Raw genomic sequence first — 22,283 nt, 5'->3', positions numbered from 1 at the left:
GCGTCAGGCCGGAGATACCAATGATTTTTAAACCCTAAAGCTTTTTCCCATGAAAACAGACTTCAAATGCAACCAACAGGGGTGGATACGTTTTTTCCTGTCCATTCTATTTGCCACACTGTATGCCTATACGAGCGCACAAGACATGACCTTTCGGGCCCAAGTCGTACCGCCTTCTCCTGAAGTGAGCGCTCTGGCCAAATTCGCCGATACCCGGGTATCCCACTATTCCGGAATACCGGACATACAGCTACCTCTCTACACGCTTGTGGAACAGGATCTGGAAATACCGATTGCCTTGCAGTACCACGCCGGAGGGATCCGGGTGGAAGAAAGAGCGGGATGGGCAGGACTGGGATGGGCCCTGAATGCCGGAGGAAGCATCAGCCGAACCCTAAAGGGACTTCCAGACGAACAAACAGGCTCGGGCAGTGGCTACATCAATCAGGAAATAAGATTCGACCGGCTCTCGGCTGCCGAAAGGATGGACTATTATCACCGCGCACAGAATGGAACCATCGATTTTGAGCAGGATATCTTTCATTTCGCCTTTGGCAACTATGCTGGAAAATTTGTGCTTGGAAAAGATGGAAACGTATCCTTTTTGAATGCCAGCTACTTAAAGATTCAATTTGAGCAGGTAAACCGGGACATCGTTCGCTGGAATGTATGGGACGGAAACGGCAACCTGTACATTTTCGAAGAACGGGAGCGAACCAGCACAGAAGATATTTCCGATTTCAAGACGGTACCCTATCGTTCCAACTACCTATCGGCCTGGCATCTAAGTAAAATTATCACCTACAGTGGCCGGGAGATACGCTTCACTTACGAGTCCTATACAGCAACTTACTATACGCGATCCTCTCAGTCTGCCTCCTATTTCCTAGCAGGTAGTTCCGGCCGCGGCATATGCGAAAACGACCGGATTACCGATGGCTTTTTTGAAGTAACTGTTCGGGGAAAACAGTTACAATCGATTCAATTTGGACTGGGCGAAATCCACATTGAAAGTAAAAATGACCGGAAGGATGCCAATTCCAGCAGGCTAACCGGGGTCAAAGTGATCAATACCAAGGGTCGGCTAATCAAATCGTTTGTGTTTGAACACGATTACTACCAATCCAACCTGTCTTCGAAATACACCCGCCTGCCGGATCCTATCAAAAAAGCCACCCCCACAAAAAGACTTCGTCTCATACAGGTGACAGAAAACACGACAAACCCTTCCCTGGACTATCGTTTCGAATATCAGGGTGACGTACTGCCTCATTTTTTTTCCAATTCCCAGGACCACTGGGGTTTTTATAACGGAACAGTTAATGAGAGCCTAATCCCCCAATACATGAGGTTTCGAAAAGCCAATGCCAACCGGCTGGTCGTGCCTAAATACGCCCTCACAGGTACCCTGAAAAAGACTTCCTACCCTACTGGAGGCAGCATTCGCTACGAAATGGAAAGCAATACCGCGCTGGTTCGTTCGGGAGATTACTACAATTTTTTCAGCCCGGTAACTCTGGAGGCGGATCAACCTACCTATTCCGTATCGGTAAACAGCCAACGTCGGAAAGCGATCTTTCAGGTGGAACCGCAAGAATCCGAAGTGGATACACTCAAGTTGATCCAATACCGTGTTCAACTGAACGGTTTGGTGGATTGCGACGGACGGGACAAAGACTGTCGAGGTTCCGTGGACGTATACCTGTACTCCCATGCAGACAAATCCTTTATAAGTCTGCTTTCCAATACGATCCAGGACGGTACCGTTTCCGGCAACGTCTGGCTGAAAGCAGGAACCCGGTACGAACTGCACCTGGATGGGCCGTCGCAGCTGGTTTCTGGATTTTCAGCTACGGTTTTCGGACGAAAAAACCCTCCAAAACAGCAGGAAACCTGGCGAAAAGAGGTGAGCACCGGTGGGTTGCGAGTTAAATCCATTACCAAAGATTTTGGCAACCGAACGGAAACGGTTGAATATCATTACGAGCAACCCCAGACCAACCAAACCTCCGGTTCATTGGCGACCTTCCCGAAATACGACTTCACCATCTTTAATACCTTTACGCGCAAAATACCAAATAGAAACGATATTGTTCTCGAGCATTGCCTGAAATTTGAATTACGGTCCTACTCCCAGGTTCCTTTGTCGGAAAGCGCGGATTTCTTTGGCTATGCCAACGTCAAAGAAATCCGGAAAAACGAAGCGGGGGAAATCCTACGTACGGATTTCGAGTACTTGTCCCCAGCGGATTTTCCCGATCAAACCAGCTATATTTCCCCCTTTGGGATTATTAACAGCAGCGCTGCCAAACGGGGTGTTCCCAAAAAAGAAGTTTATTACGTGCAAGCGGAGGACAGTTTTCAAAAATCGCTGGAAAAGGTGTACACCTACCAACCGTCAGAGCGGGTCTCTCATGTAAACTTTAGATTTTTCTGCATGGGATACAACACCTATGGATGTCGGGATGTCCGCTTTTTGAAATACTTCAATACCACAGTCTGGAACCCTCGCGTGACAATAAAAGAGATCCGGTACGATATCCTATCGGGTGCTTCTTTTGAAAAAACCAGCATCCTAACCTATGACGAAAACTACCTATTACCCATAAAAACGACCCATTTACTTGGCGCAAACAACAGCATCGAAGAAGAGTATTATTATGCCTTCAATCTACCAGCCTCCCTGAATACCTCCCCGGAGCCGTCGGTACTCACCGACCTGATCGAAGCCAATCGAATCGTCCCCACTCTGGGCCAACGTAAAAAAACGGGCGGACAACTGCTCGAACAGCAACAGGTACAGTTGAAAAGGTACCACGGGAGATCGCTGCCAATTGCGCTGTTGAAAAAGCATTCGGACCAACCCGGCTACGAAGAGCTCAGGATCTTGTCGTACGATCGCTTCGGTAATATCCTGGAGCAAAAAACACGCACCGGTCCGGTGCAAAGTTTTCTCTGGTTTGAGCAGGGAAACTGGATGGCGGCGTCCGTGCAAAATGCGTCCGTGGAAGAAATTGCCTATACATCCTTCGAAACGGCAGACAAGGGCGGATGGTCCTTTAGTGGAGAACCTCAAGCCATCCAGCCTGCCAAAACCGGGCAAAAACTGTATCATTTGGAATCGGGAGCCATCCTCAAATCCGGTATCCCGGCTTCAAAAGACCGCGTCTTCATACTTTCTTTTTGGGCAAAAAAAGCACATAGGGGTGCTTCTGGAAGCTGGGCGTTTATGGGCGAAACGGAGGTATTGACCGATGAATGGCAGTTGATCCAACGGAAAATCACCACATCCAAGATTTCCATTACAGGGACTGGAGTGCTGGTGGATGAAGTGCGGCTTCATCCTGCAGACGCATTTATGGAGACCTATACCCATGAACCCCTGCTCGGTATGAGCAGCAAAACCGACCAGCGGCACCATACCCATTACTTCGATTACGACGGAATGGGCCGACTAGCGACCATCCGAAACGCGGATCGGGATATCTTGGAACACTACGTCTATACCTTTCAAGCTCAAACCCAGGCAAAGCCATGAAAACCACCTCTATGTATCTGACCCTGCTGTTGATGCTTTTTTGTAGGAGCAAGCAAGCACTTGCTCAGGAAAACAGCGTTCGTACCATTCGTCCCGAAACACCGGAGAGAGAAGTCTCTGCGTTATCGGACTCCCCTTCGCTCCGGCAGTCCATCCTGTACCTGGACGGACTGGGGCGGGAACTACAAGCCGTCGAACAAGGCGCCTCTCCCGGAGGCGGGGATATCGTGCAGCCCCGGCATTACGACGGTTTTGGGAGGCCCGATCGGGAATACCTACCCTACCCCATCACCGGCTCCCCAAACCCCGGCGCCTTTCGTCCGGACTTTGAAGACGAACATGCTGCATACTACCGGAAAACTCAATCCGGAGATCCATTTGGTTATCGGGAAATCGTGTACCAGCCTTCGGCACTCCGATCCCCGCAGTCCATTTCTCCTCCCGGCAGAGCCTGGCGACCCGGATCCGGACGGGAAACAACCTTTCACGAGCGACCCAACCGGGCCGAAGAACAGGTCCGCATGTGGACCGTGGCACCTGATGGGCTACCTTTGACCAAGGGAGTACATGCTGCGGGCGAGCTATGGGTTCGCATGATTATCGACGAACAAGGAATGCGTAGCCTCATTTACACCGATAAACTCGATCGGGTAATCCTGAAAAAAACCCAGGCTTTACCAAATCCTTCTACATCCCATGCGGGATGGCACTGTACCTATTATGTATTTGATGTACCGGGCGATTTACGGGTGGTACTCCCCCCTAAAGCAGTGGAAATCCTGGCGGGAAACTGGCAGCGGTCCCGGGAACCCGGGTTGGTCGATGAGCTGTATTTCCTCTACCGATTTGACGGCAAAAAACGTTTGATCGAAAAGAAAAGCCCGGGTAAGGAAAGAGAAGAATTCCTCTACGACCAACGCGACCGACTGGTTGGGCATCGGGATGGCAACCTGAAAATAGCCGGCCAATGGCGGTACACGATCTATGACGCACACAACCGTCCGGTACAGGCAGGACTGGTTTCCGACAGGAGAAACCGGGTAGCCCTGCAAAACCAATTGGATGTAGAAAGCATTCGGAATCTACCCACCAAGACCAACGCGGGCAAACTCACGTTCGGACAAACCAGTCCTGCAGCCTCCTTTAACTGGCAGCAACAGTTCCCCTCCGTTCAACCTCCTGAACTAGCTCCTGGATTCTCGTTTCCGGCACAAAGCTCTCGAACAATACCTACCGGCATCCATGTATCGCCGGAGCAACCCCATCCCTCCAAAACCTTCCCCCGGGAAGCGGGCGAAATTCTCATTCAGTACTTTTACGACGACTACCTCAACAACACAAAAGCATTTCGGGAAAAAGGAATCGGCACCAGCTCCCTACCCGCTACCGGACTACTCACGGGAAAAATGGTCAAAAATATGGCTTCTGGGAAATTAATGGAATCGGTTGTGCATTACGACGAATGGGGCCGGGAAGTGCTTACCCTAGCGGAAAACCACTTGGGCGGGCAAATCGAAACATTATTCAAATACGACTTCAGAAGCAGGCCCCTCGAAACGAAAACCCAACTACGGGGTGCGGTGTCCTTGGACTATACCGATCGGTACCACTATAGTCCCGAAGGCTACCTCAGCGCGGTGTACCGGCGCCTGGGAAAACAGCCGGAAACCCTGCTGGCATCCTATTCCTATGGATTGACCGGCCAATTGGAGAAAACGAACCCAGGCGGCCTGGCATCGTTTCGCTATCAGCGACACATACGGGGATGGACCACTGCCATCCATCCCGAAAGCCCGGACCCCGGTTTGTTTCTCCTGAACCTATCCTATGAGACCGGCACGCAGCCACTACACAATGGCAACATCTCCGAAATGGCCTGGAGCGGACGCGACCAACAACGTCGAACCTACCGCTTTGACTACGATCCGGCCGGCCGTCTTGCAGCCGCTGCTTATACCGTTCCCGGCAAAAACGCCGAAAACGGCCGATACAGCCTTCAGAACCTGCAGTACGACACCAATGGTAACCTCCTTGCCCTTACCCGTAACAATCAACAGGGGCAAAACAGCTTTGGGGAAGTGGACCGGCTCCGCTATCACTATGCGTCCCATAGCAATCGTTTGAAAAGCATCAGCGATGCCATTCCGGATGCCGACTTTACTGCGAGGGATTTTAGCTCCGCTCCTGCCAAAGGAATTTACCAATACGATGCCAATGGAAACCTTACAGCCAATCCTTACAAAGGTATTCAACGCATTCGGTACAACCACTTGGATCTTCCCGAGGAGATGGTATTGGACTCCGGTGAAAAACTACAATTCGCCTATTCGGCAGAAGGACAACTGCTCTACCGGAAACTGGAAAAACCCGGAAATCCAACACAACGTACCGATCGGCTGGGAGACCTGGTATCGATCAATGGCAAACCCGGTGAGCTGCTACATCGGGAAGGCAGGTTGGTTTGGGAAAACAGGAAATGGGTTCCGGAGTTTTTTGTTCGGGATCACTTGGGAAATGTACGTCAGGTGCTCCGCGCACCCGTATCCACCACTGTCACGGCCAGCATGGAACCGGCAAAAAGTGGCGAGGAAGGTAAAAACTTTGAAGGCATACAGCAAACCCGGCAGGCCGGTATCGAACACAACAGCACGCCCGGAGGCAGTCATTCCGCCTGGCTAAATGCCGGCCGGGGGAGAATTTTAGGCCCTGCCAGAAGGCAATCGGTGGCGATTGGGGAGCAGGTACGGCTCTCGGTCCACGGCAAATACCGGGATCGGCGCGCCTTGTCGGTAAAACCGGAAGCCTTTATCGCCAGTGGCGCGAAAACCCAACTGCTGGACCGCCTGACCGAATTCAGGAATGCTCCTGCGGCAGCCGGTAATCCCGTGCTGTGGCTTTCGCTGGCGGACCTGTTGATCCAGTCCTTACAGCGCAAATCGGTACCCGAGGCCTATCTTTTGTATGTGCTATACGATAGTCAGGGAAAGCTGTACCGTCAGGAAAAAAGGACCTTGTCAAAAAAAGCAGCGGGAAAACACGAATTTTTGGAGGTAAATTTTTATATTGAGAAGGATGGTTATCTGGAAGCCTTTTTGGTCAACGAGACCGAGACCGATGTCTGGTTTGACGACTTTCGGGTACAAACCTGGAGTCCTAAGTTGGTACAGGAAGACCATTACGACCCCTGGGGACTAGCGCTTAGCGGGCTGGAATACCGGATGGAAGATCGGCAGGCGAGCAGGTACAAGTTTAATGCGGGAAGTTTTTGGTTGGATCGTTTGAGCATGTACCAAACGCCACAACGCATGTACGATCCGGTTCTGGGCAGGTTTTGGGGCATGGACAAACTCTCCGACCTGTACACGTCCGTCAGTCCAATGGCATTTGGATTCAATAATCCCTTGATGTTTGCAGACCCCACGGGCCTTGCTCCAGACTGTGAGGGATGTCCTGAATTTCAGCTCCCCTTAGTCACGGTGAGCAGCAAGCCGGATCAAAGTAACCGGATGATGTTGGAGTCCCAACTGCAGCTTATGCGTCAGAGCCGAAACCCCGTTTACCGCAACCTGGGGCAAACGGCCTATCGGGAAGGACTGAAAGCAGCCCGGGACTTGTACCAGCGAGGACGAAAATTGCATTTTAGCGAAACCCAGGCACAGGCTTCAAGATACAGCCCTTATTTGGAAGGAATTGGCAAAATGGTTTCCTATGGCATTTCCGGCAGCATGGTAGCAGCGGCCGCTTCGCCATCTTTGGTTAGGGGAATGGTAGAGGGACTCGGCGGCCGCGTCGTCCAGCGAATGGGGATTGAAACTGGGGTACAGATAAGTACGAGTTTGGTTTTTAGTGGAAATCTTGAGACCATGGATTTCGCAGATATTGGGTTAGCTGGATTATTTGGAAGAAATGCATTCATAGGGCAAGCCTTAATTGATTATCAATCTGAGGAAGGTTTAAAGACTATATTTGGAATTGGTAACGAAAAATCACTATGGGATACTTCGATTGATTTTGGGGTAGGCGGATTTAACGCGGGATACAACTGGCTACTTAAAACATCTGAAATTAATAGTAGCGTTGTGAATTTTATTTCAGTGTCTAATGCAGGATTAAGAACACTAGTAAGCGAAGCTGCATCACCAAAAGAATAAACGATGGTGACAAAAAAAGTAATAGTCATAAATATTATAAAGATTACAATTACCCTGGTGGTTATCGTAATCGCTGACCGATTATTCAATGATTATTACAATTCATTGGATAAGGCTTACACCATCGGTGAATTAGGAAAGACCTATAAACCCTATGGACAAGGAACAAAAATAAGGTTTTCCTTTACATTTCAAGGGGAAGTAAACAATTCACAGAATGGAATAGGAAATAATGAAATAAAAAAAGGCCAGAAAACTTATCTTATCGAAGTTCCAATTAAAGATATAAGAAAAAGCCGAATCCTCTGGGACTATCCCGTCCCCGACACGCTAAAAGCTCCCTACGAGGGCTGGGAGGAGATACCGGCGTTTTTAAAAAAGAAGGAAGGCGACTGAAATGCAATGTGTCTAGTTAGCGATATAAGTTCTCGTTGGCTGATTTGGTTTGTCATTGGCGATCGACAGCTCCGGATTCGCTAGGCTACCGATAGCGGGCTGGAATACCGGATGGAAGATCGGCAGGCGAGCAGGTACGGATTTAATGGCAAAGAATTCATCTCCGATGGCCGGCTTGATCTGTATGATTTCGGTGAGAGACTTTATGAGCCTACTGTTGGACGATGGACGACGGTAGACCCGCTATCCGATCACCAAAAACAACTGGATAAATCTCCATATGCTGCTATGTGGAACAACCCGATAGGGTACAATGACCCCGATGGAAGATGCCCTGAATGTGAAGAAGAAGTCAAAAATCCAAGCGAGGGGCAGGTGTATGTGTCACGCGGAGGTGCCGAATACACGTTTGGAAATGGGCAATGGACCCGCGATGGAGGGATGCTTAACGGTGTTAATGTAGAGGCCTCAGGGCTAGAAAATAATGCGCTCGATCAAGTAGACTTCGCATTGACTACCGCCGGGGGGCTTTACGGAGTACTTGAAGGACTGGCAACAAGTCAGGGTTTATGGCTTGGCAAAAACGAAAAGTATTATTCGGTCAAGTGGGGCGGAAACCAGTATACTGGAAGCAGAGCTGGAGCCTTGAGAGCTGCGAAAGCCTACAAATTGGCGGGAAGATTCACAGTCGCTTTATCGGGATTAGTTGGCGTTTATTCAACGATAGAAGGAATTGAGCTTGATGGCGGACAATTTGGCTATAATGCACAAAGAGAAGCTGCCGGTAGTACAGGAAGTATTCTGGGAGGCATAGCAGGAGTTCAGGCAGGGGCAGCAACAGGCGCATTCGTAGGGGCTTGGGTTGGTGGGATAGGAGCAATTCCGGGAGCGGTAGTAGGAGGAGTAATAGGTGGCTTTGGATTGGGTATCGTAGGAAGCTTTCTTGGCGGACACTTAGGCGAAAATGTGGTAAATAATCTTCACAAACCCTGATTTAAAATGCAATTGATACTTAAAAAGATCGAACTGTTTCTGAACATTGTTCATTATTGTATTTATAGATTAGAAAAAAAACGCTATTTGCTTTTTAATAAGCTAAACCCCTTTATGCTTTTAGGAAAAATACCGGCAGTTAAAAGAAAGTTTGAGGATGAGGGCACAAGTCATGAAGAAGTTGTCAACAAGATTTGGACAAATCAGCGATATGGTTTTGGAATAATGCTATCCGGAGGAGGTTTAGTAATAATTATTTTTTTAATGATTTTTTCGGTTAATGAGATTATGAATGGTCTATTGAACTACCCAATTAAACTTTCATGGCGGCAACTTTTTGTGAGCTGTTCTGTATTAAGTTACATTATCTGCCATATTACTGTTTTTCAAAAGGATAAATATATTAGCTACTTCAAGCAGTTTGACAAAAAGTCAAAGCAGGAGAAATGGAAATATGGGTTAGTGTCCTTAGCCTTTGTGGTCGGAACGGTTTCTCTTTGGATTTACAGTTTTCGTTTTATTCCGGTTCTCTAATCGAGCAACAGCGAGGCGATAAATGTTAAAAAACACCGGTAAGACTATTTCTTTTATTATCATTTGGGCAATTATTGCCTATTATTATCAGAAGAATTACGATTCATTGGAGAAAAAGTATGCGGTCGGGTGGGTAGTAGGAAAAAAAACTGGTTTAAGGCAAGGATTTTATGTCAATTTTAATTTCGAATTTCAAGGAGAGAAATTAACAAACACCAGTTCTCAAGAGAATTATTCGGTCCAGAAAGGCGAGTTCTATTTGGTGGAAATTCCCATAAAAAAAATCAATAAGGCTAAAATATTACTTGACTATCCCGTTCCCGACACGCTAAAAGCCCCTTTCGAAGGCTGGAAGGAGATACCGGCGTTTTTAAAAAAGAAGGAAGGCGACTGAAATGCAATGTATCTAGTTAGCGATATAAGTTCTCGTTGGCTGATTTGGTTTGTCATTGGCGATCGACAGCTCCGGATTCGATAGGCTACCTATAGCAGGCTGGAATACCGGATAGAAGATCGGCAGGCGAGCAGGTACGGATTTAATGGCAAAGAATTCATCTCCGATGGCCGGCTTGATCTGTATGATTTCGGTGCGAGACTTTATGAGCCTACTGTTGGACGATGGACGACAGTAGACCCGCTATCCGATCACCAAAAACAATTGGATAAATCTCCATATGCTGCTATGTGGAACAACCCGATAAGGTACAATGACCCCGATGGAAGATGTCCGGAATGTGAAGAAGAACTGAAAAATCCAAGCGAGGAGCAGGTGTATGAGTCACGCGGAGGTGCCGAATACACGTTTGGAAATGGGCAATGGGCCCGCGATCGAGGAATGCGTAACGGTGTTAATGTAGAGGCCTCAAGGCTAGAAAATGATGCGCTCGATCAAGTAAACCTCGCATTGACTACCGCCGGGGGGCTATACGGAGTATTTGAAGGACTGGCAACAAGTCAGGGTTTATGGCTTGGCAAAAACGAAAAGTATTATTCGGTCAAGTGGGGCGGAAACCAGTATACTGGAAGCAGAGCTGGAGCCCTGAGAGCTTCGAAAGCATATAGACTAGCCGGCAAAACTGTGTTGATCGGGACCGTTGGTATTAGGTTCTATCTAACAGTAAATGGATACCAGCTTGATGGTGGACAATTTGGATATAATGCCCAAAGAGCAGTTGCCGGCAGTGCAGGAGGCATTTTGGGAGGGATAGCCGGAGCTAAGGCTGGCGTGTTGATTGGTGGAACAGCAGGTTCTTTTTTTGGAGGGGTCGGAGCAATTCCGGGAGCAGTAATTGGTGGTGTGGTAGGTGGTTTTGGTTTGGGATTGGGAGGAAGTTATCTTGGTGAACTAATCGGGGAAACCGCAATTGATGAACTCCATAAACCAAGGTTTAAATTAAACAATTAGACGTATGTTGACGAAAATCGAATTTTGGTTAAATATTGTACATTACTTTATCTATAAATTAGATTACAGGCTTCATTTGCTATCCAATAGGATAAACCCATTCATACTTCTAGGGAAAACACCTGCGGTGGAAAAAAATTTTAGAGAACAAGGTACTACCTTAAAGGAATTTGGAAATAAGTTATGGACAGATAGACGATATGGTTTTGGGGTGATGATATCCGGGGCGGTTTTGACTATCTCTATCTTTTTTATAATTTGGATACTTTTCTTAGGCGCTAATAGTTTAATGGACTACCCATTGAATTTTACCTGGCACCCGTTCGCAGTCTGCCTTTTTATAGCCTATTCCATCTGCCATCGGTTTGTTTTTCGCAATGAAAAATACATAAGGTACTTCAAAAAGTTTGATAGACTATCACACCGGGAGAAGCGAAGATATGGTTTATTATCACTTTCGTTTATCGTAGTTGTAATGGTCTTTTTGATTTTAAGTTTTGGTATTTTACCGCCACTTCCTTGATTAAAACGTATTGCAATGCCCCAATATTTTTTTATCCGGTTTTTGAAGCGGAGTTAGTCTGTTAACACGGTTAGCATGTAACACGAGCGTCGTTGAAAAAGCTGAAAGAAGGTATGAATTCGCAACATTTCATTTTGACCTTTAATGGCGCAGCTAGAACTATCGTCGGACAAGTCTCTACGTTGGATTACTAAAGAATATGAAAAAGGAAACTTTTATCAACACTACCGGAAAAATAGAAGCCGTTATTGCGTTTCTTGCAATTGCATACTACTTTATTCAGGACAAATACAAATCCTATAAAAAAACATGTACTTTGGGTAGATTAGGCGATACCATTAAACCGTATGGCCAAGATTTTCAAATTCGCTTTACCGTTGATTTTAATGGATCACGAAGGCATTCCTTTAATTCGGTGGGAGATAATAATATAGAGAATAGAACCTATTTGATAGAAGTCGCAATTAGAAAACCCAACAGAAGCCGAATCCTCTGGGACTATCCCGTCCCCGGCACGCTAAAAGCTCCCTACGAGGGCTGGGAAGAGATACCGGCGTTTTTAATACAGAAGGAAGGCGACTGAAATGCAATGTATCTAGTTAGCGATATAAGTTCTCCTTGGCTGATTTGGTTTGTCATTGGCGATCGACAGCTCCGGATTCGCTAGGCTACCGATAGCGGGCTGGAATACCGGATGGAAGATCGGCAGGCGAGCAGGTACGGATTTAATGGCAAAGAATTCATCTCCGATGGCCGGCTTGATCTGTATGATTTCGGTGAGAGACTTTATGAGCCTACTGTTGGACGATGGACGGCGGTAGACCCGCTATCCGATCACCAAAAACAACTGGATAAATCTCCATATGCTGCTATGTGGAACAACCCGATAAGGTACAATGACCCCGATGGAAGATGTCCGGAATGTGAAGAAGAACTGAAAAATCCAAGCGAGGAGCAGGTGTATGAGTCACGCGGAGGTGCCGAATACACGTTTGGAAATGGGCAATGGGCCCGCGATCGAGGAATGCGTAACGGTGTTAATGTAGAGGCCTCAAGGCTAGAAAATGATGCGCTCGATCAAGTAAACCTCGCATTGACTACCGCCGGGGGGCTATACGGAGTATTTGAAGGACTGGCAACAAGTCAGGGTTTATGGCTTGGCAAAAACGAAAAGTATTATTCGGTCAAGTGGGGCGGAAACCAGTATACTGGAAGCAGAGCTGGAGCCCTGAGAGCTGCGAAAGCATATAGACTAGCCGGCAAAACTGTGTTGATCGGGACCATTGGTATTAGGTTCTATCTAACAGTAAATGGATACCAGCTTGATGGTGGACAATTTGGATATAATGCCCAAAGAGCAGTTGCCGGCAGTGCAGGAGGCATTTTGGGAGGGATAGCCGGAACTAAGGCTGGCGTGTTGATTGGTGGAACAGCAGGTTCTTTTTTTGGAGGGGTCGGAGCAATTCCGGGAGCAGTAATTGGTGGTGTGGTAGGTGGTTTTGGTTTGGGATTGGGAGGAAGTTATCTTGGTGAACTAATCGGGGAAACCGCAATTGATGAACTCCATAAACCAAGGTTTAAATTAAACAATTAGACGTATGTTGACGAAAATCGAATTTTGGTTAAATATTGTACATTACTTTATCTATAAATTAGATTACAGGCTTCATTTGCTATCCAATAGGATAAACCCATTCATACTTCTAGGGAAAATACCTGCGGTGGAAAAAAATTTTAGAGAACAAGGTACTACCTTAAAGGAATTTGGAAATAAGTTATGGACAGATAGACGATATGGTTTTGGGGTGATGATATCCGGGGCGGTTTTGACTATCTCTATCTTTTTTATAATTTGGATACTTTTCTTAGGCGCTAATAGTTTAATGGACTACCCATTGAATTTTACCTGGCACCCGTTCGCAGTCTGCCTTTTTATAGCCTATTCCATCTGCCATCGGTTTGTTTTTCGCAATGAAAAATACATAAGGTACTTCAAAAAGTTTGATAGACTATCACACCGGGAGAAGCGAAGATATGGTTTATTATCACTTTCGTTTATCGTAGTTGTAATGGTCTTTTTGATTTTAAGTTTTGGTATTTTACCGCCACTTCCTTGATTAAAACGTATTGCAATGCCCCAATATTTTTTTATCCGGTTTTTGAAGCGCAGTTAGTCTGTTAACACGGTTAGCATGTAACACGAGCGTCGTTGAAAAAGCTGAAAGAAGGTATGAATTCGCAACATTTCATTTTGACCTTTAATGGCGCAGCTAGAACTATCGTCGGACAAGTCTCTACGTTGGATTACTAAAGAATATGAAAAAGGAAACTTTTATCAACACTACCGGAAAAATAGCAGCCGTTATTGCGTTTCTTGCAATTGCATACTACTTTATTCAGGACAAATACAAATCCTATAAAAAAACATGTACTTTGGGTAGATTAGGCGATACCATTAAACCGTATGGCCAAGATTTTCAAATTCGCTTTACCGTTGATTTTAATGGATCACGAAGGCATTCCTTTAATTCGGTGGGAGATAATAATATAGAGAATAGAACCTATTTGATAGAAGTCGCAATTAGAAAACCCAACAGAAGCCGAATCCTTTGGGACTATCCCGTCCCCGGCACGCTAAAAGCTCCCTACGAGGGCTGGGAAGAGATACCGGCGTTTTTAATACAGAAGGAAGGCGACTGAAATGCAATGTATCTAGTTAGCGATATAAGTTCTCCTTGGCTGATTTGGTTTGTCATTGGCGATCGACAGCTCCGGATTCGCTAGGCTACCGATAGCGGGCTGGAATACCGGATGGAAGATCGGCAGGCGAGCAGGTACGGATTTAATGGCAAAGAATTCATCTCCGATGGCCGGCTTGATCTGTATGATTTCGGTGAGAGACTTTATGAGCCTACTGTTGGACGATGGACGGCGGTAGACCCGCTATCCGATCACCAAAAACAACTGGATAAATCTCCATATGCTGCTATGTGGAACAACCCGATAAGGTACAATGACCCCGATGGAAGATGTCCGGAATGTGATGAAAATGTAAAGGATCCTACGGACGATCAGAGTTATACATCCACGGGAGGTGCTGAATATATTTTTGGGAATGGGGAATTGACCAGGCAAGGAGGAACTCGTGACGAAGTTGTTGTTACTGATTCAAGGAACGGAGAAAGTGATTTTGGAAGGAATAGCCCAAGTTTGGGTGATATTGGTACAATACCTAGCCTTGCTGGTGAAGGAATGTGGCTATTGGGAGAAAGCAGGAGTACAAGTCTTTATCAGCAGGGGTTTAGGAGAGGTTTGAGTGGTAATTATCAATTAACAGGACGGAACCGTTCTTTATTTGTCAATCAACCAATGACATCTGCGACAAAACCGCTTACCGGTTTGACTAATTTTGGAAAAGGGTTATCAAATTTTGGAACTGGATTAACTGTTGCAGGAATGGTAATTGATACTTATCAATATAGTCAAGGGGAATTGAGTGGTGCAAGGTATGGTTACCATTTAACTGGAACAGGAGCTTCTATAGGTGCGGCATACTTTCTTGGGGGGCCATATGGAGCTGCTGTGGGAGGCTTATTTTTCTTAGGTGAAAAGGCTTGGAATATGACACAGCCTATGAGAGATGAAATAAGCCGACATTATCGGCTATTTGAAAATGCTTTAAGAAGCGGCTGGAAACCCAGATAACAGGAATATGTTTACCTATAAAATATGTCTTGATCATCACTTTAAAAACGCTTGGACTATTCTTATATATTTAGTGATATTCTCAGTATTACCAATATATATGATTAATAGATTTGGCTCTGAAGATATATTGGTATTTGTTCAGCTGTCAGTCGTAGTATTCTTAGTATTTTTTATTCCTCAATTAATCCTTCACGTTAACTATTTTATGAGGAACAAGGGAGATATTTTTTTTTATGATCCTACTGGACAAAAAATCACTCTAAATCATAAGGGGGAGTCACTGAGCTTTTCATTCAGGGACATTGAGTTAATAAAACGGTTTGAATCTTACCCTTTGGCGGAAAACAGAATGCAGTGGTTTCCTTGGGACAGCTACAACTATTCTGTTATTCGGCTAAAGGGGGGGCAAAAATTTATAGTTACAAGCTTACTTGTCCCAAACATGGATCTTCCCATTGATTCCGATAAAATAGTATTAATTAAAAAGTTTTACCCTTTTATACAATCATGATAGTCAAAAGCAATTTCCGGCAAGTTTGTTCTGAACCCTTTGGTTGAGTGCAAAAGCTGCACTTCAGCGAATCGGAAGCACTGGCATCCAGGAACAGCACGTATTTAGACGGAATCGGCAAAATGGTTACCTATGGCATTTCCGGCAGCATAGTAGCAGCCGCCGCTTCACCCGCTTTGCTTAGGGGAATGGTAGAGGGACCAGGCGGCCGCGTCGTCCAATGAATGGGATTTGAGGCCGGATTGCAGATAGGTTCGAGTTTGGTTTTTAGTGGGAATCTTGAGACCATGGACTTTGCGGATATTGGGCTAGCTGGATTATTTGGAAGAAATGCATTTATCGGGCAAGCCTTGATCGATTATGGAACAGAGGAAGGTTTAAAGACTATATTTGGAATTGGTAACGAAAAATCACTATGGGATACTTCGATTGATTTTGGGGTAGGCGGATTTAACGCAGGATACAACTGGCTACTGAAAACATCTGAAATTAATAGTAGCGTTGTGAATTTTATTTCAGTGTCTAATGCAGGATTAAGAACACTAGTAAGCGAAGCTGCATCACCAAAAGAATAAACGATGGTGACAAAAAAAGTAATAGTCATAAATATTATAAAGATTAAAATTACCCTGGTGGTTATCGTAATCGCTGACCGATTATTCAATGATTATTACAATTCATTGGATAAGGCTTACACCATCGGTGAATTAGGAAAGACCTATAAACCCTATGGACAAGGAACAAAAATAAGGTTTTCCTTTACATTTCAAGGGGAAGTAAACAATTCACAGAATGGAATAGGAAATAATGAAATAAAAAAAGGCCAGAAAACTTATCTTATCGAAGTTCCAATTAAAGATATAAGAAAAAGCCGAATCCTCTGGGACTATCCCGTCCCCGACACGCTAAAAGCGCCCTACGAAGGCTGGGAGGAGATACCGGCGTTTTTAAAAAAGAAGGAAGGCGACTGAAATGCAATGTGTCTAGTTAGCGATATAAGTTCTCGTTGGCTGATTTGGTTTGTCATTGGCGATCGACAGCTCCGGATTCGCTAGGCTACCGATAGCGGGCTGGAATACCGGATGGAAGATCGGCAGGCGAGCAGGTACGGATTTAATGGCAAAGAATTCATCTCCGATGGCCGGCTTGATCTGTATGATTTCGGTGAGAGACTTTATGAGCCTACTGTTGGACGATGGACGACGGTAGACCCGCTATCCGATCACCAAAAACAACTGGATAAATCTCCATATGCTGCTATGTGGAACAACCCGATAGGGTACAATGACCCCGATGGAAGATGCCCTGAATGTGAAGAAGAAGTCAAAAATCCAAGCGAGGGGCAGGTGTATGAGTCACGCGGAGGTGCCGAATACACGTTTGGAAATGGGCAATGGGCCCGCGATCGAGGAATGCGTAACGGTGTTAATGTAGAGACCTCAAGGCTAGAAAATAACGCGCTTGATCAAGTAAACCTCGGATTGACTACCGCCGGGGGGCTTTACGGAGTACTTGAAGGACTGGCAACAAGTCAGGGTTTATGGCTTGGCAAAAACGAAAAGTATTATTCGGTCAAGTGGGGCGGAAACCAGTATACTGGAAGCAGAGCTGGAGCTTTACAAGCAGCGAGGTCATATAGATTGGCGGGCAAAGCCACAGTAATCGTTTCTATCGGAATCGGAATATATTCGGCCAGAGAAGGATATAAACTGGATGGCGGACAATTTGGCTATAATGCACAAATAGCAGCTGCCGGTAGTGCAGGAAGTATTCTGGGAGGCATAGCAGGAGCTCAGGCAGGGGCAGCAACAGGCGCATTCGTAGGGGCTTGGGTTGGTGGGATAGGAGCAATTCCGGGAGCGGTAGTAGGAGGAGTAATAGGTGGCTTTGGATTGGGTATCGTAGGAAGCTTTCTTGGCGGACACTTAGGCGAAAATGTGGTAAATAATCTTCACAAACCCTGATTTAAAATGCAATTGATACTTAAAAAGATCGAACTGTTTCTGAACATTGTTCATTATTGTATTTATAGATTAGAAAAAAAACGCTATTTGCTTTTTAATAAGCTAAACCCCTTTATGCTTTTAGGAAACATACCGGCAGTTAAAAGAAAGTTTGAGGATGAGGGCACAAGTCATGAAGAAGTTGTCAACAAGATTTGGACAAATCAGCGATATGGTTTTGGAATAATGCTATCCGGAGGAGTATTAGTGATACTTGTTTTTGTAATACTACTGGCAATTTTTGATATGCTAAATGGTTTACTCAAAAATCCAATTCTTTCCTCTTTGCTACCATTTATAGTCTGTATGGTATTTGCCTATTTAATCTGCCATATTACTGTTTTTCAAAAGGATAAATATATTAGCTACTTCAAGCAGTTTGACAAAAAGTCAAAGCAGGAGAAATGGAAATATGGATTAGTGTCCTTAGCCTTTGTGGTCGGAACGGTTTCTCTTTGGATTTACAGTTTTCGTTTTATTCCGGTTCTCTAATCGAGCAACAGCGAGGGGATAAATGTTAAAAAACACAGGTAAGACTATTTCTTTTATTATCATTTGGGCAATTATTGCCTACAATTATCAGAAGAATTACGATTCGTTGGAAAAAAAGTATGCGGTCGGGTGGGTAGTAGGAACAAAAACTGGTTTAAGACAAGGATTTTTTGTCAATTTTAATTTCGAATTTCAAGGAGAGAAATTAACAAACACCAGTTCTCAAGAGAATTATTCGGTCCAGAAAGGCGAGTTCTATTTGGTGGAAATTCCCATAAAAAAAATCAATAAGGCTAAAATATTACTTGACTATCCCGTCCCCGACACGCTAAAAGCGCCCTACGAGGGCTGGGAGGAGATACCGGCGTTTTTAAAAAAGAAGGAAGGCGACTGAAATGCAATGTGTCTAGTAAGCGATCTAAGTTCTCGTTGGCTGATTTGGTTTGTCATTGGCGATCGACAGCTCCGGATTCGCTAGGCTACCGATAGCGGGCTGGAATACCGGATGGAAGATCCGCAGGCGAGCAGGTACAAGTTTAATGCGGGAAGTTTTTGGTTGGATCGTTTGAGCATGTACCAAACGCCACAACGCATGTACGATCCGGTTCTGGGCAGGTTTTGGGGCATGGACAAACTCTCCGACCTGTACACGTCCGTCAGTCCAATGGCATTTGGATTCAATAATCCCTTGGTGTTTGCAGACCCCACGGGCCTTGCTCCAGACTGTGAGGGATGTCCTGAATTTCAGCTCCCCTTAGTCACGGTGAGCAGCAAGCCGGATCAAAGTAACCGGATGATGTTGGAGTCCCAACTGCAGCTTATGCGTCAGAGCCGAAACCCCGTTTACCGCAACCTGGGGCAAACGGCCTACCGGGAAGGACTGAAAGCAGCCCGGGACTTGTACCAGCGAGGACGAAAATTGCATTTTAGCGAAACCCAGGCACAGGCTTCAAGACACAGCCCTTATTTGGAAGGAATTGGCAAAATGGTTTCCTATGGCATTTCCGGCAGCATGGTAGCAGCGGCCGCTTCGCCATCTTTGGTTAGGGGAATGGTAGAGGGACTCGGCGGCCGCGTCGTCCAGCGAATGGGTATTGAAGCTGCGCTGCAGACAGGGATGAGTTTCACATTCAATGGTCGTTTAGGTGAATCTGATGTTGCTGACATTGGAATGACAGGCCTATTTGGAAAATGGGCATTTATAAGTAACGCTTTGATTGATATTAAGCCTGATCAGGGATTCGCTACGACCTTTGGAGTAGGCAAAAGGAAGTCAATTTACGAAACAAGTATCGATATGGGCATCGGAGCTTATAACCGAAGCTTCAACTTACTGCTAAATACATCCGAAATTAATAAGAGTGTTGTTAAAGTCATTTCATCAATAAATGGATCTTCTAGAATTATAGTCGGAGAAACAATAAAAAAAAGTCAAAAAATGTACAATAGGGAACTTATAAAAACAACAATAAAAATACTACTGGTGCTAGTTTTTGTTTATTTCGGCAATCAATGGTATGAAAATCGGTACGATGCTTTTGAAAAAAATTATGTTGTGGGTGAATTAGAAAAAACATATCGAATCTACGGACAAGGGACATCTATAGACTTTAGTTTTACCTATTATGGAAAAAAATACGATGCATCAAATTATTTAGGAACCAATAAATTAGCAAGTAAAAAATATCTAATAGAAGTTCCCACCACTAATCTAAAAAAAAGCCGAATCCTTTGGGACTATCCCGTCCCCGAAACGCTAAAAGCGCCCTACGAAGGCTGGGAGGAGATACCGGCGTTTGTAAAAAAGAAGGAAGGCGACTGACCGGCAGGTAAAATGGAATATCGGTGGGGTTGCGTATGCAACTTATCGTTCAGAGTCGAAACCCTGTTTACCGTAATCTTGAGCAAACGGCCTATCGGGAAGGACTGCAGGCAGCCCGGGACTTGTACCAGCGAGGACGAAAATTGCATTTTAGCGAAACCCAGGCACAGGCTTCAGGATACAGCCCGTATTTGGAAGGAATTGGCAAAATGGTTTCCTATGGCATTTCCGGCAGCATGGTAGCAGCCGCCGCTTTACCCGCTTTGGGTAGGGGAATGGTAGAGGGACCAAACGGCCGCGTCGTCCAACGAATGGGATTTGAGGCCGGATTGCAGATCGGAATGAGTTTGCTTTTTAACGGAGACCTAAAAAGCACCGATATTGCAGATATTGGATTTGCAGGTTTATTCTCCAGATTTGCTTTTGTAGGACAATCATTTGTCGATTTTAAATATACAGACGGGTTAAAAACCTCAATCGGTTTAGGAATGGACAAAACGATTTGGGATACTTCGCTGGGTTTTGGGTTTGGAGGGATCAATTCGGGATATAAAAAGTTACTCGATTCATCAGAAATTGACAAAAATGTAATTACGATTATTTCTACATTCAATGGAGGCATGAGAACGTTGGTAACCGAAGCAGCAACACCAGTAGACTAGCAAGTAATGAAAAAAAAAGATTTGAAAATTACTTTAATCAAGATTACTATAGCTTTACTTGTAATTTTCGTCGCAGATAAAGTCTTTAGTAACTATTATGATTCCTTGGTAAAAGCGTATACTATTGGAGAATTAGTTGAAACTTATAAACCCTATGGACAGGGAACGAACGTCAGGTTTTCATTCTACTATTACGGGCAATTGTATAAATCCCACAACTCTCTGGGATACAACAAAATAAGAAAGGATCAAAAAAAATTTCTTATCGAAGTCCCAATTAAAGATATTAAGAGAAGCCGAATCCTTTGGGACTATCCCGTCCCCGACACGCTAAAAGCTCCCTACGAGGGCTGGGAAGAGATACCGGCGTTTTTAAAAAAGAAGGAAGGCGACTGACCGGCAGGTAAAATGGAATATCGGTGGGGTTGCGTATGCAACTTATCGTTCAGAGTCGAAACCCTGTTTACCGTAATCTTGGGCAAACGGCCTAGCGGGAAGGACTGCAAGCAGCCCGGGACTTGTACCAGCGAGGACGAAAATTGCATTTTAGCGAAACCCAGGCACAAGCTTTAGGATACAGCCCATATTTAGACGGAATCGGCAAAATGGTTACCTATGGCATTTCCGGCAGCATGGTAGCAGCTGCCGCTTCACCCGCTTTGGGTAGGGGAATGGTAGAGGGACCAAACGGCCGCGTCGTCCAATGAATGGGATTTGAGGCCGGATTGCAGATGGGAATGAGTTTACTTTTTAACGAAAATTTCAAAAAAATGGATTTTGCAGATATCGCTATATCTGGAATCATGGGTAAATTTGCCTTTGTTCCACAGGTCTTAGTTGACTACGATTACCAGTTCGGTTTAACCACCTCCTTTGGAGGGAATCCTCAAAAAACAGTTTGGGAAACATCAATCGACCTGGCCGTGGGTGGTTTCAATTCTGGGTATTCCCATCTGTTAGGTGTCGCAGGAATTAACGGCAAAGTCGTAAGTATTGTATCGCTCACTAATGGCACCATGAGAAATGCTGCTGGTGAAGCAGCATCACGGAAATGAATAATTCAATGAAAAAGAAAAAAATTATCGAAATATCGTTGAAGGTCGTCGTAGTAATCGTTCTTGTTTATAGTACTGACTACATCTATACAAATTACTACAATTCACTAACGAAGGCTTATACCATCGGCACTTTAACAAGTACGTACAAACCATATGGACAAGGTACGAAAATACGATTCGCTTTTGAATTCAATGGGGTAAATTATAAATCTGACAACCCAAAGGGATATAATGAGGCCGTAAGTAAGACCTATTTAATAGAGGTCCCGATTGCAGATGTTAAGAGAAGCCGAATCCTCTGGGACTATCCCGTCCCCGACACGCTAAAAGCCCCTTTCGAAGGCTGGAAGGAGATACCGGCGTTTGTAAAAAACAGGCAGGGAAGGGAGGGATAGGCCTGCCTTGCGCTTGGGCAGCTCTTTTCTACTCCCCTGACTGGTACCTACCGCTTATCCGGCGGCAAGGCCCGGGAAGCAGCTCCTTCGCT

General features: G+C 45.3%; 24 protein-coding genes. 23 read left to right on the top strand and 1 reads right to left on the bottom strand.

From position 1 onward, the window contains the following. Window positions 1-49 precede the first annotated feature (49 nt). The 18 genes from ABWH99_RS06875 (at window position 50) to ABWH99_RS06790 (ending at window position 18,648) form a co-directional block, all read left to right on the top strand. Window positions 50-3,538 (top strand): hypothetical protein, encoded by a 3,489-nt coding sequence (locus ABWH99_RS06875; protein WP_375585549.1) that lies wholly within the window; start codon window positions 50-52, stop codon window positions 3,536-3,538. Continuing rightward, a complete protein-coding gene (locus tag ABWH99_RS06870) occupies window positions 3,535-7,689 on the top strand; it encodes a DUF6443 domain-containing protein (protein ID WP_375585548.1) in 4,155 nt (1,384 codons plus the stop codon). The genes ABWH99_RS06875 and ABWH99_RS06870 overlap by 4 nt, the downstream gene beginning before the upstream one ends. 3 nt (window positions 7,690-7,692) lie before the next feature. Next, a complete protein-coding gene (locus ABWH99_RS06865; RefSeq protein WP_375585547.1) occupies window positions 7,693-8,085 on the top strand; it encodes a hypothetical protein in 393 nt (130 codons plus the stop codon). A 111-nt stretch (window positions 8,086-8,196) separates the two neighbouring features. Beyond that, on the top strand, window positions 8,197-9,078 hold the full coding sequence (locus tag ABWH99_RS06860; protein WP_375585546.1) for an RHS repeat-associated core domain-containing protein: 882 nt from the start codon (window positions 8,197-8,199) through the stop codon (window positions 9,076-9,078). A 6-nt stretch (window positions 9,079-9,084) separates the two neighbouring features. Continuing rightward, complete coding sequence (locus ABWH99_RS06855) at window positions 9,085-9,612, top strand: hypothetical protein (protein ID WP_375585545.1); 528 nt, start codon at window positions 9,085-9,087, stop codon at window positions 9,610-9,612. A 22-nt stretch (window positions 9,613-9,634) separates the two neighbouring features. Continuing rightward, window positions 9,635-10,006 carry a hypothetical protein gene (locus ABWH99_RS06850; RefSeq protein ID WP_375585544.1) on the top strand — a complete coding sequence of 124 codons (372 nt, stop codon included), beginning with the start codon at window positions 9,635-9,637 and terminating at the stop codon, window positions 10,004-10,006. Window positions 10,007-10,105: 99 nt separating this feature from the next. Next, entirely contained in the window at window positions 10,106-11,017 is a 912-nt protein-coding gene (locus ABWH99_RS06845; RefSeq protein WP_375586552.1) for an RHS repeat-associated core domain-containing protein, read from the top strand. A gap of 722 nt (window positions 11,018-11,739) precedes the next feature. Further along, window positions 11,740-12,123, top strand: a complete 384-nt coding sequence (locus ABWH99_RS06840; RefSeq protein ID WP_375585543.1) for a hypothetical protein — start codon at window positions 11,740-11,742, stop codon at window positions 12,121-12,123. 111 nt (window positions 12,124-12,234) lie between these two features. Further along, on the top strand, window positions 12,235-13,134 hold the full coding sequence (locus tag ABWH99_RS06835) for an RHS repeat-associated core domain-containing protein (protein ID WP_375585542.1): 900 nt from the start codon (window positions 12,235-12,237) through the stop codon (window positions 13,132-13,134). 722 nt (window positions 13,135-13,856) lie between these two features. Next, on the top strand, window positions 13,857-14,240 hold the full coding sequence (locus ABWH99_RS06830; protein WP_375585541.1) for a hypothetical protein: 384 nt from the start codon (window positions 13,857-13,859) through the stop codon (window positions 14,238-14,240). 111 nt (window positions 14,241-14,351) lie between these two features. Further along, entirely contained in the window at window positions 14,352-15,245 is an 894-nt protein-coding gene (locus ABWH99_RS06825) for an RHS repeat-associated core domain-containing protein (protein WP_375585540.1), read from the top strand. 100 nt (window positions 15,246-15,345) lie between these two features. After that, window positions 15,346-15,759, top strand: coding sequence for a hypothetical protein (locus ABWH99_RS06820; RefSeq protein WP_375585539.1), 414 nt, complete (start codon window positions 15,346-15,348; stop codon window positions 15,757-15,759). Between the two features lie 47 nt (window positions 15,760-15,806). Beyond that, the gene (locus tag ABWH99_RS06815) at window positions 15,807-15,983 is read left to right on the top strand and encodes a hypothetical protein (protein WP_375585538.1); all 177 of its coding nucleotides are present in this window, start codon (window positions 15,807-15,809) and stop codon (window positions 15,981-15,983) included. Between the two features lie 63 nt (window positions 15,984-16,046). Continuing rightward, complete coding sequence (locus tag ABWH99_RS06810; protein WP_375585537.1) at window positions 16,047-16,334, top strand: hypothetical protein; 288 nt, start codon at window positions 16,047-16,049, stop codon at window positions 16,332-16,334. Window positions 16,335-16,337: 3 nt separating this feature from the next. Then, entirely contained in the window at window positions 16,338-16,730 is a 393-nt protein-coding gene (locus tag ABWH99_RS06805) for a hypothetical protein (RefSeq protein WP_375585536.1), read from the top strand. 111 nt (window positions 16,731-16,841) lie between these two features. Further along, complete coding sequence (locus tag ABWH99_RS06800) at window positions 16,842-17,723, top strand: RHS repeat-associated core domain-containing protein (protein WP_375585535.1); 882 nt, start codon at window positions 16,842-16,844, stop codon at window positions 17,721-17,723. 6 nt (window positions 17,724-17,729) lie between these two features. Next, window positions 17,730-18,254, top strand: coding sequence for a hypothetical protein (locus ABWH99_RS06795; protein WP_375585534.1), 525 nt, complete (start codon window positions 17,730-17,732; stop codon window positions 18,252-18,254). A gap of 22 nt (window positions 18,255-18,276) precedes the next feature. After that, the gene (locus ABWH99_RS06790) at window positions 18,277-18,648 is read left to right on the top strand and encodes a hypothetical protein (protein WP_375585533.1); all 372 of its coding nucleotides are present in this window, start codon (window positions 18,277-18,279) and stop codon (window positions 18,646-18,648) included. 80 nt (window positions 18,649-18,728) lie between these two features. Here the strand turns inward: ABWH99_RS06790 and ABWH99_RS06785 are convergent, their stop codons facing one another. Continuing rightward, the gene (locus tag ABWH99_RS06785) at window positions 18,729-18,935 is read right to left on the bottom strand and encodes a hypothetical protein (protein ID WP_375585532.1); all 207 of its coding nucleotides are present in this window, start codon (window positions 18,933-18,935) and stop codon (window positions 18,729-18,731) included. Between ABWH99_RS06785 and ABWH99_RS06780 the strand changes: the two genes are divergently transcribed. From ABWH99_RS06780 to ABWH99_RS06760, 5 genes are all read left to right on the top strand, one after another. After that, complete coding sequence (locus ABWH99_RS06780; protein WP_375585531.1) at window positions 18,919-20,076, top strand: hypothetical protein; 1,158 nt, start codon at window positions 18,919-18,921, stop codon at window positions 20,074-20,076. The two genes, ABWH99_RS06785 and ABWH99_RS06780, sit on opposite strands and share 17 nt — an antisense overlap. A 35-nt stretch (window positions 20,077-20,111) precedes the next feature. Continuing rightward, entirely contained in the window at window positions 20,112-20,738 is a 627-nt protein-coding gene (locus ABWH99_RS06775; protein WP_375585530.1) for a hypothetical protein, read from the top strand. Between the two features lie 6 nt (window positions 20,739-20,744). Further along, window positions 20,745-21,134: a hypothetical protein gene (locus tag ABWH99_RS06770; RefSeq protein WP_375585529.1), complete on the top strand. Its 390-nt coding sequence runs from the start codon at window positions 20,745-20,747 to the stop codon at window positions 21,132-21,134. 311 nt (window positions 21,135-21,445) lie between these two features. Next, entirely contained in the window at window positions 21,446-21,793 is a 348-nt protein-coding gene (locus ABWH99_RS06765) for a hypothetical protein (protein ID WP_375585528.1), read from the top strand. Between the two features lie 8 nt (window positions 21,794-21,801). Next, window positions 21,802-22,191 carry a hypothetical protein gene (locus tag ABWH99_RS06760; protein ID WP_375585527.1) on the top strand — a complete coding sequence of 130 codons (390 nt, stop codon included), beginning with the start codon at window positions 21,802-21,804 and terminating at the stop codon, window positions 22,189-22,191. The last annotated feature ends 92 nt before the right edge of the window (window positions 22,192-22,283 follow it).

It is taken from the genome of Cyclobacterium xiamenense (genome assembly GCF_042140265.1).
In the GTDB taxonomy this organism is placed as follows: domain Bacteria; phylum Bacteroidota; class Bacteroidia; order Cytophagales; family Cyclobacteriaceae; genus Cyclobacterium; species Cyclobacterium xiamenense_A.
The sequence above is the reverse complement of the archived record's forward strand: the minus strand, read 5'-3'. Positions and strand labels throughout refer to the sequence as shown.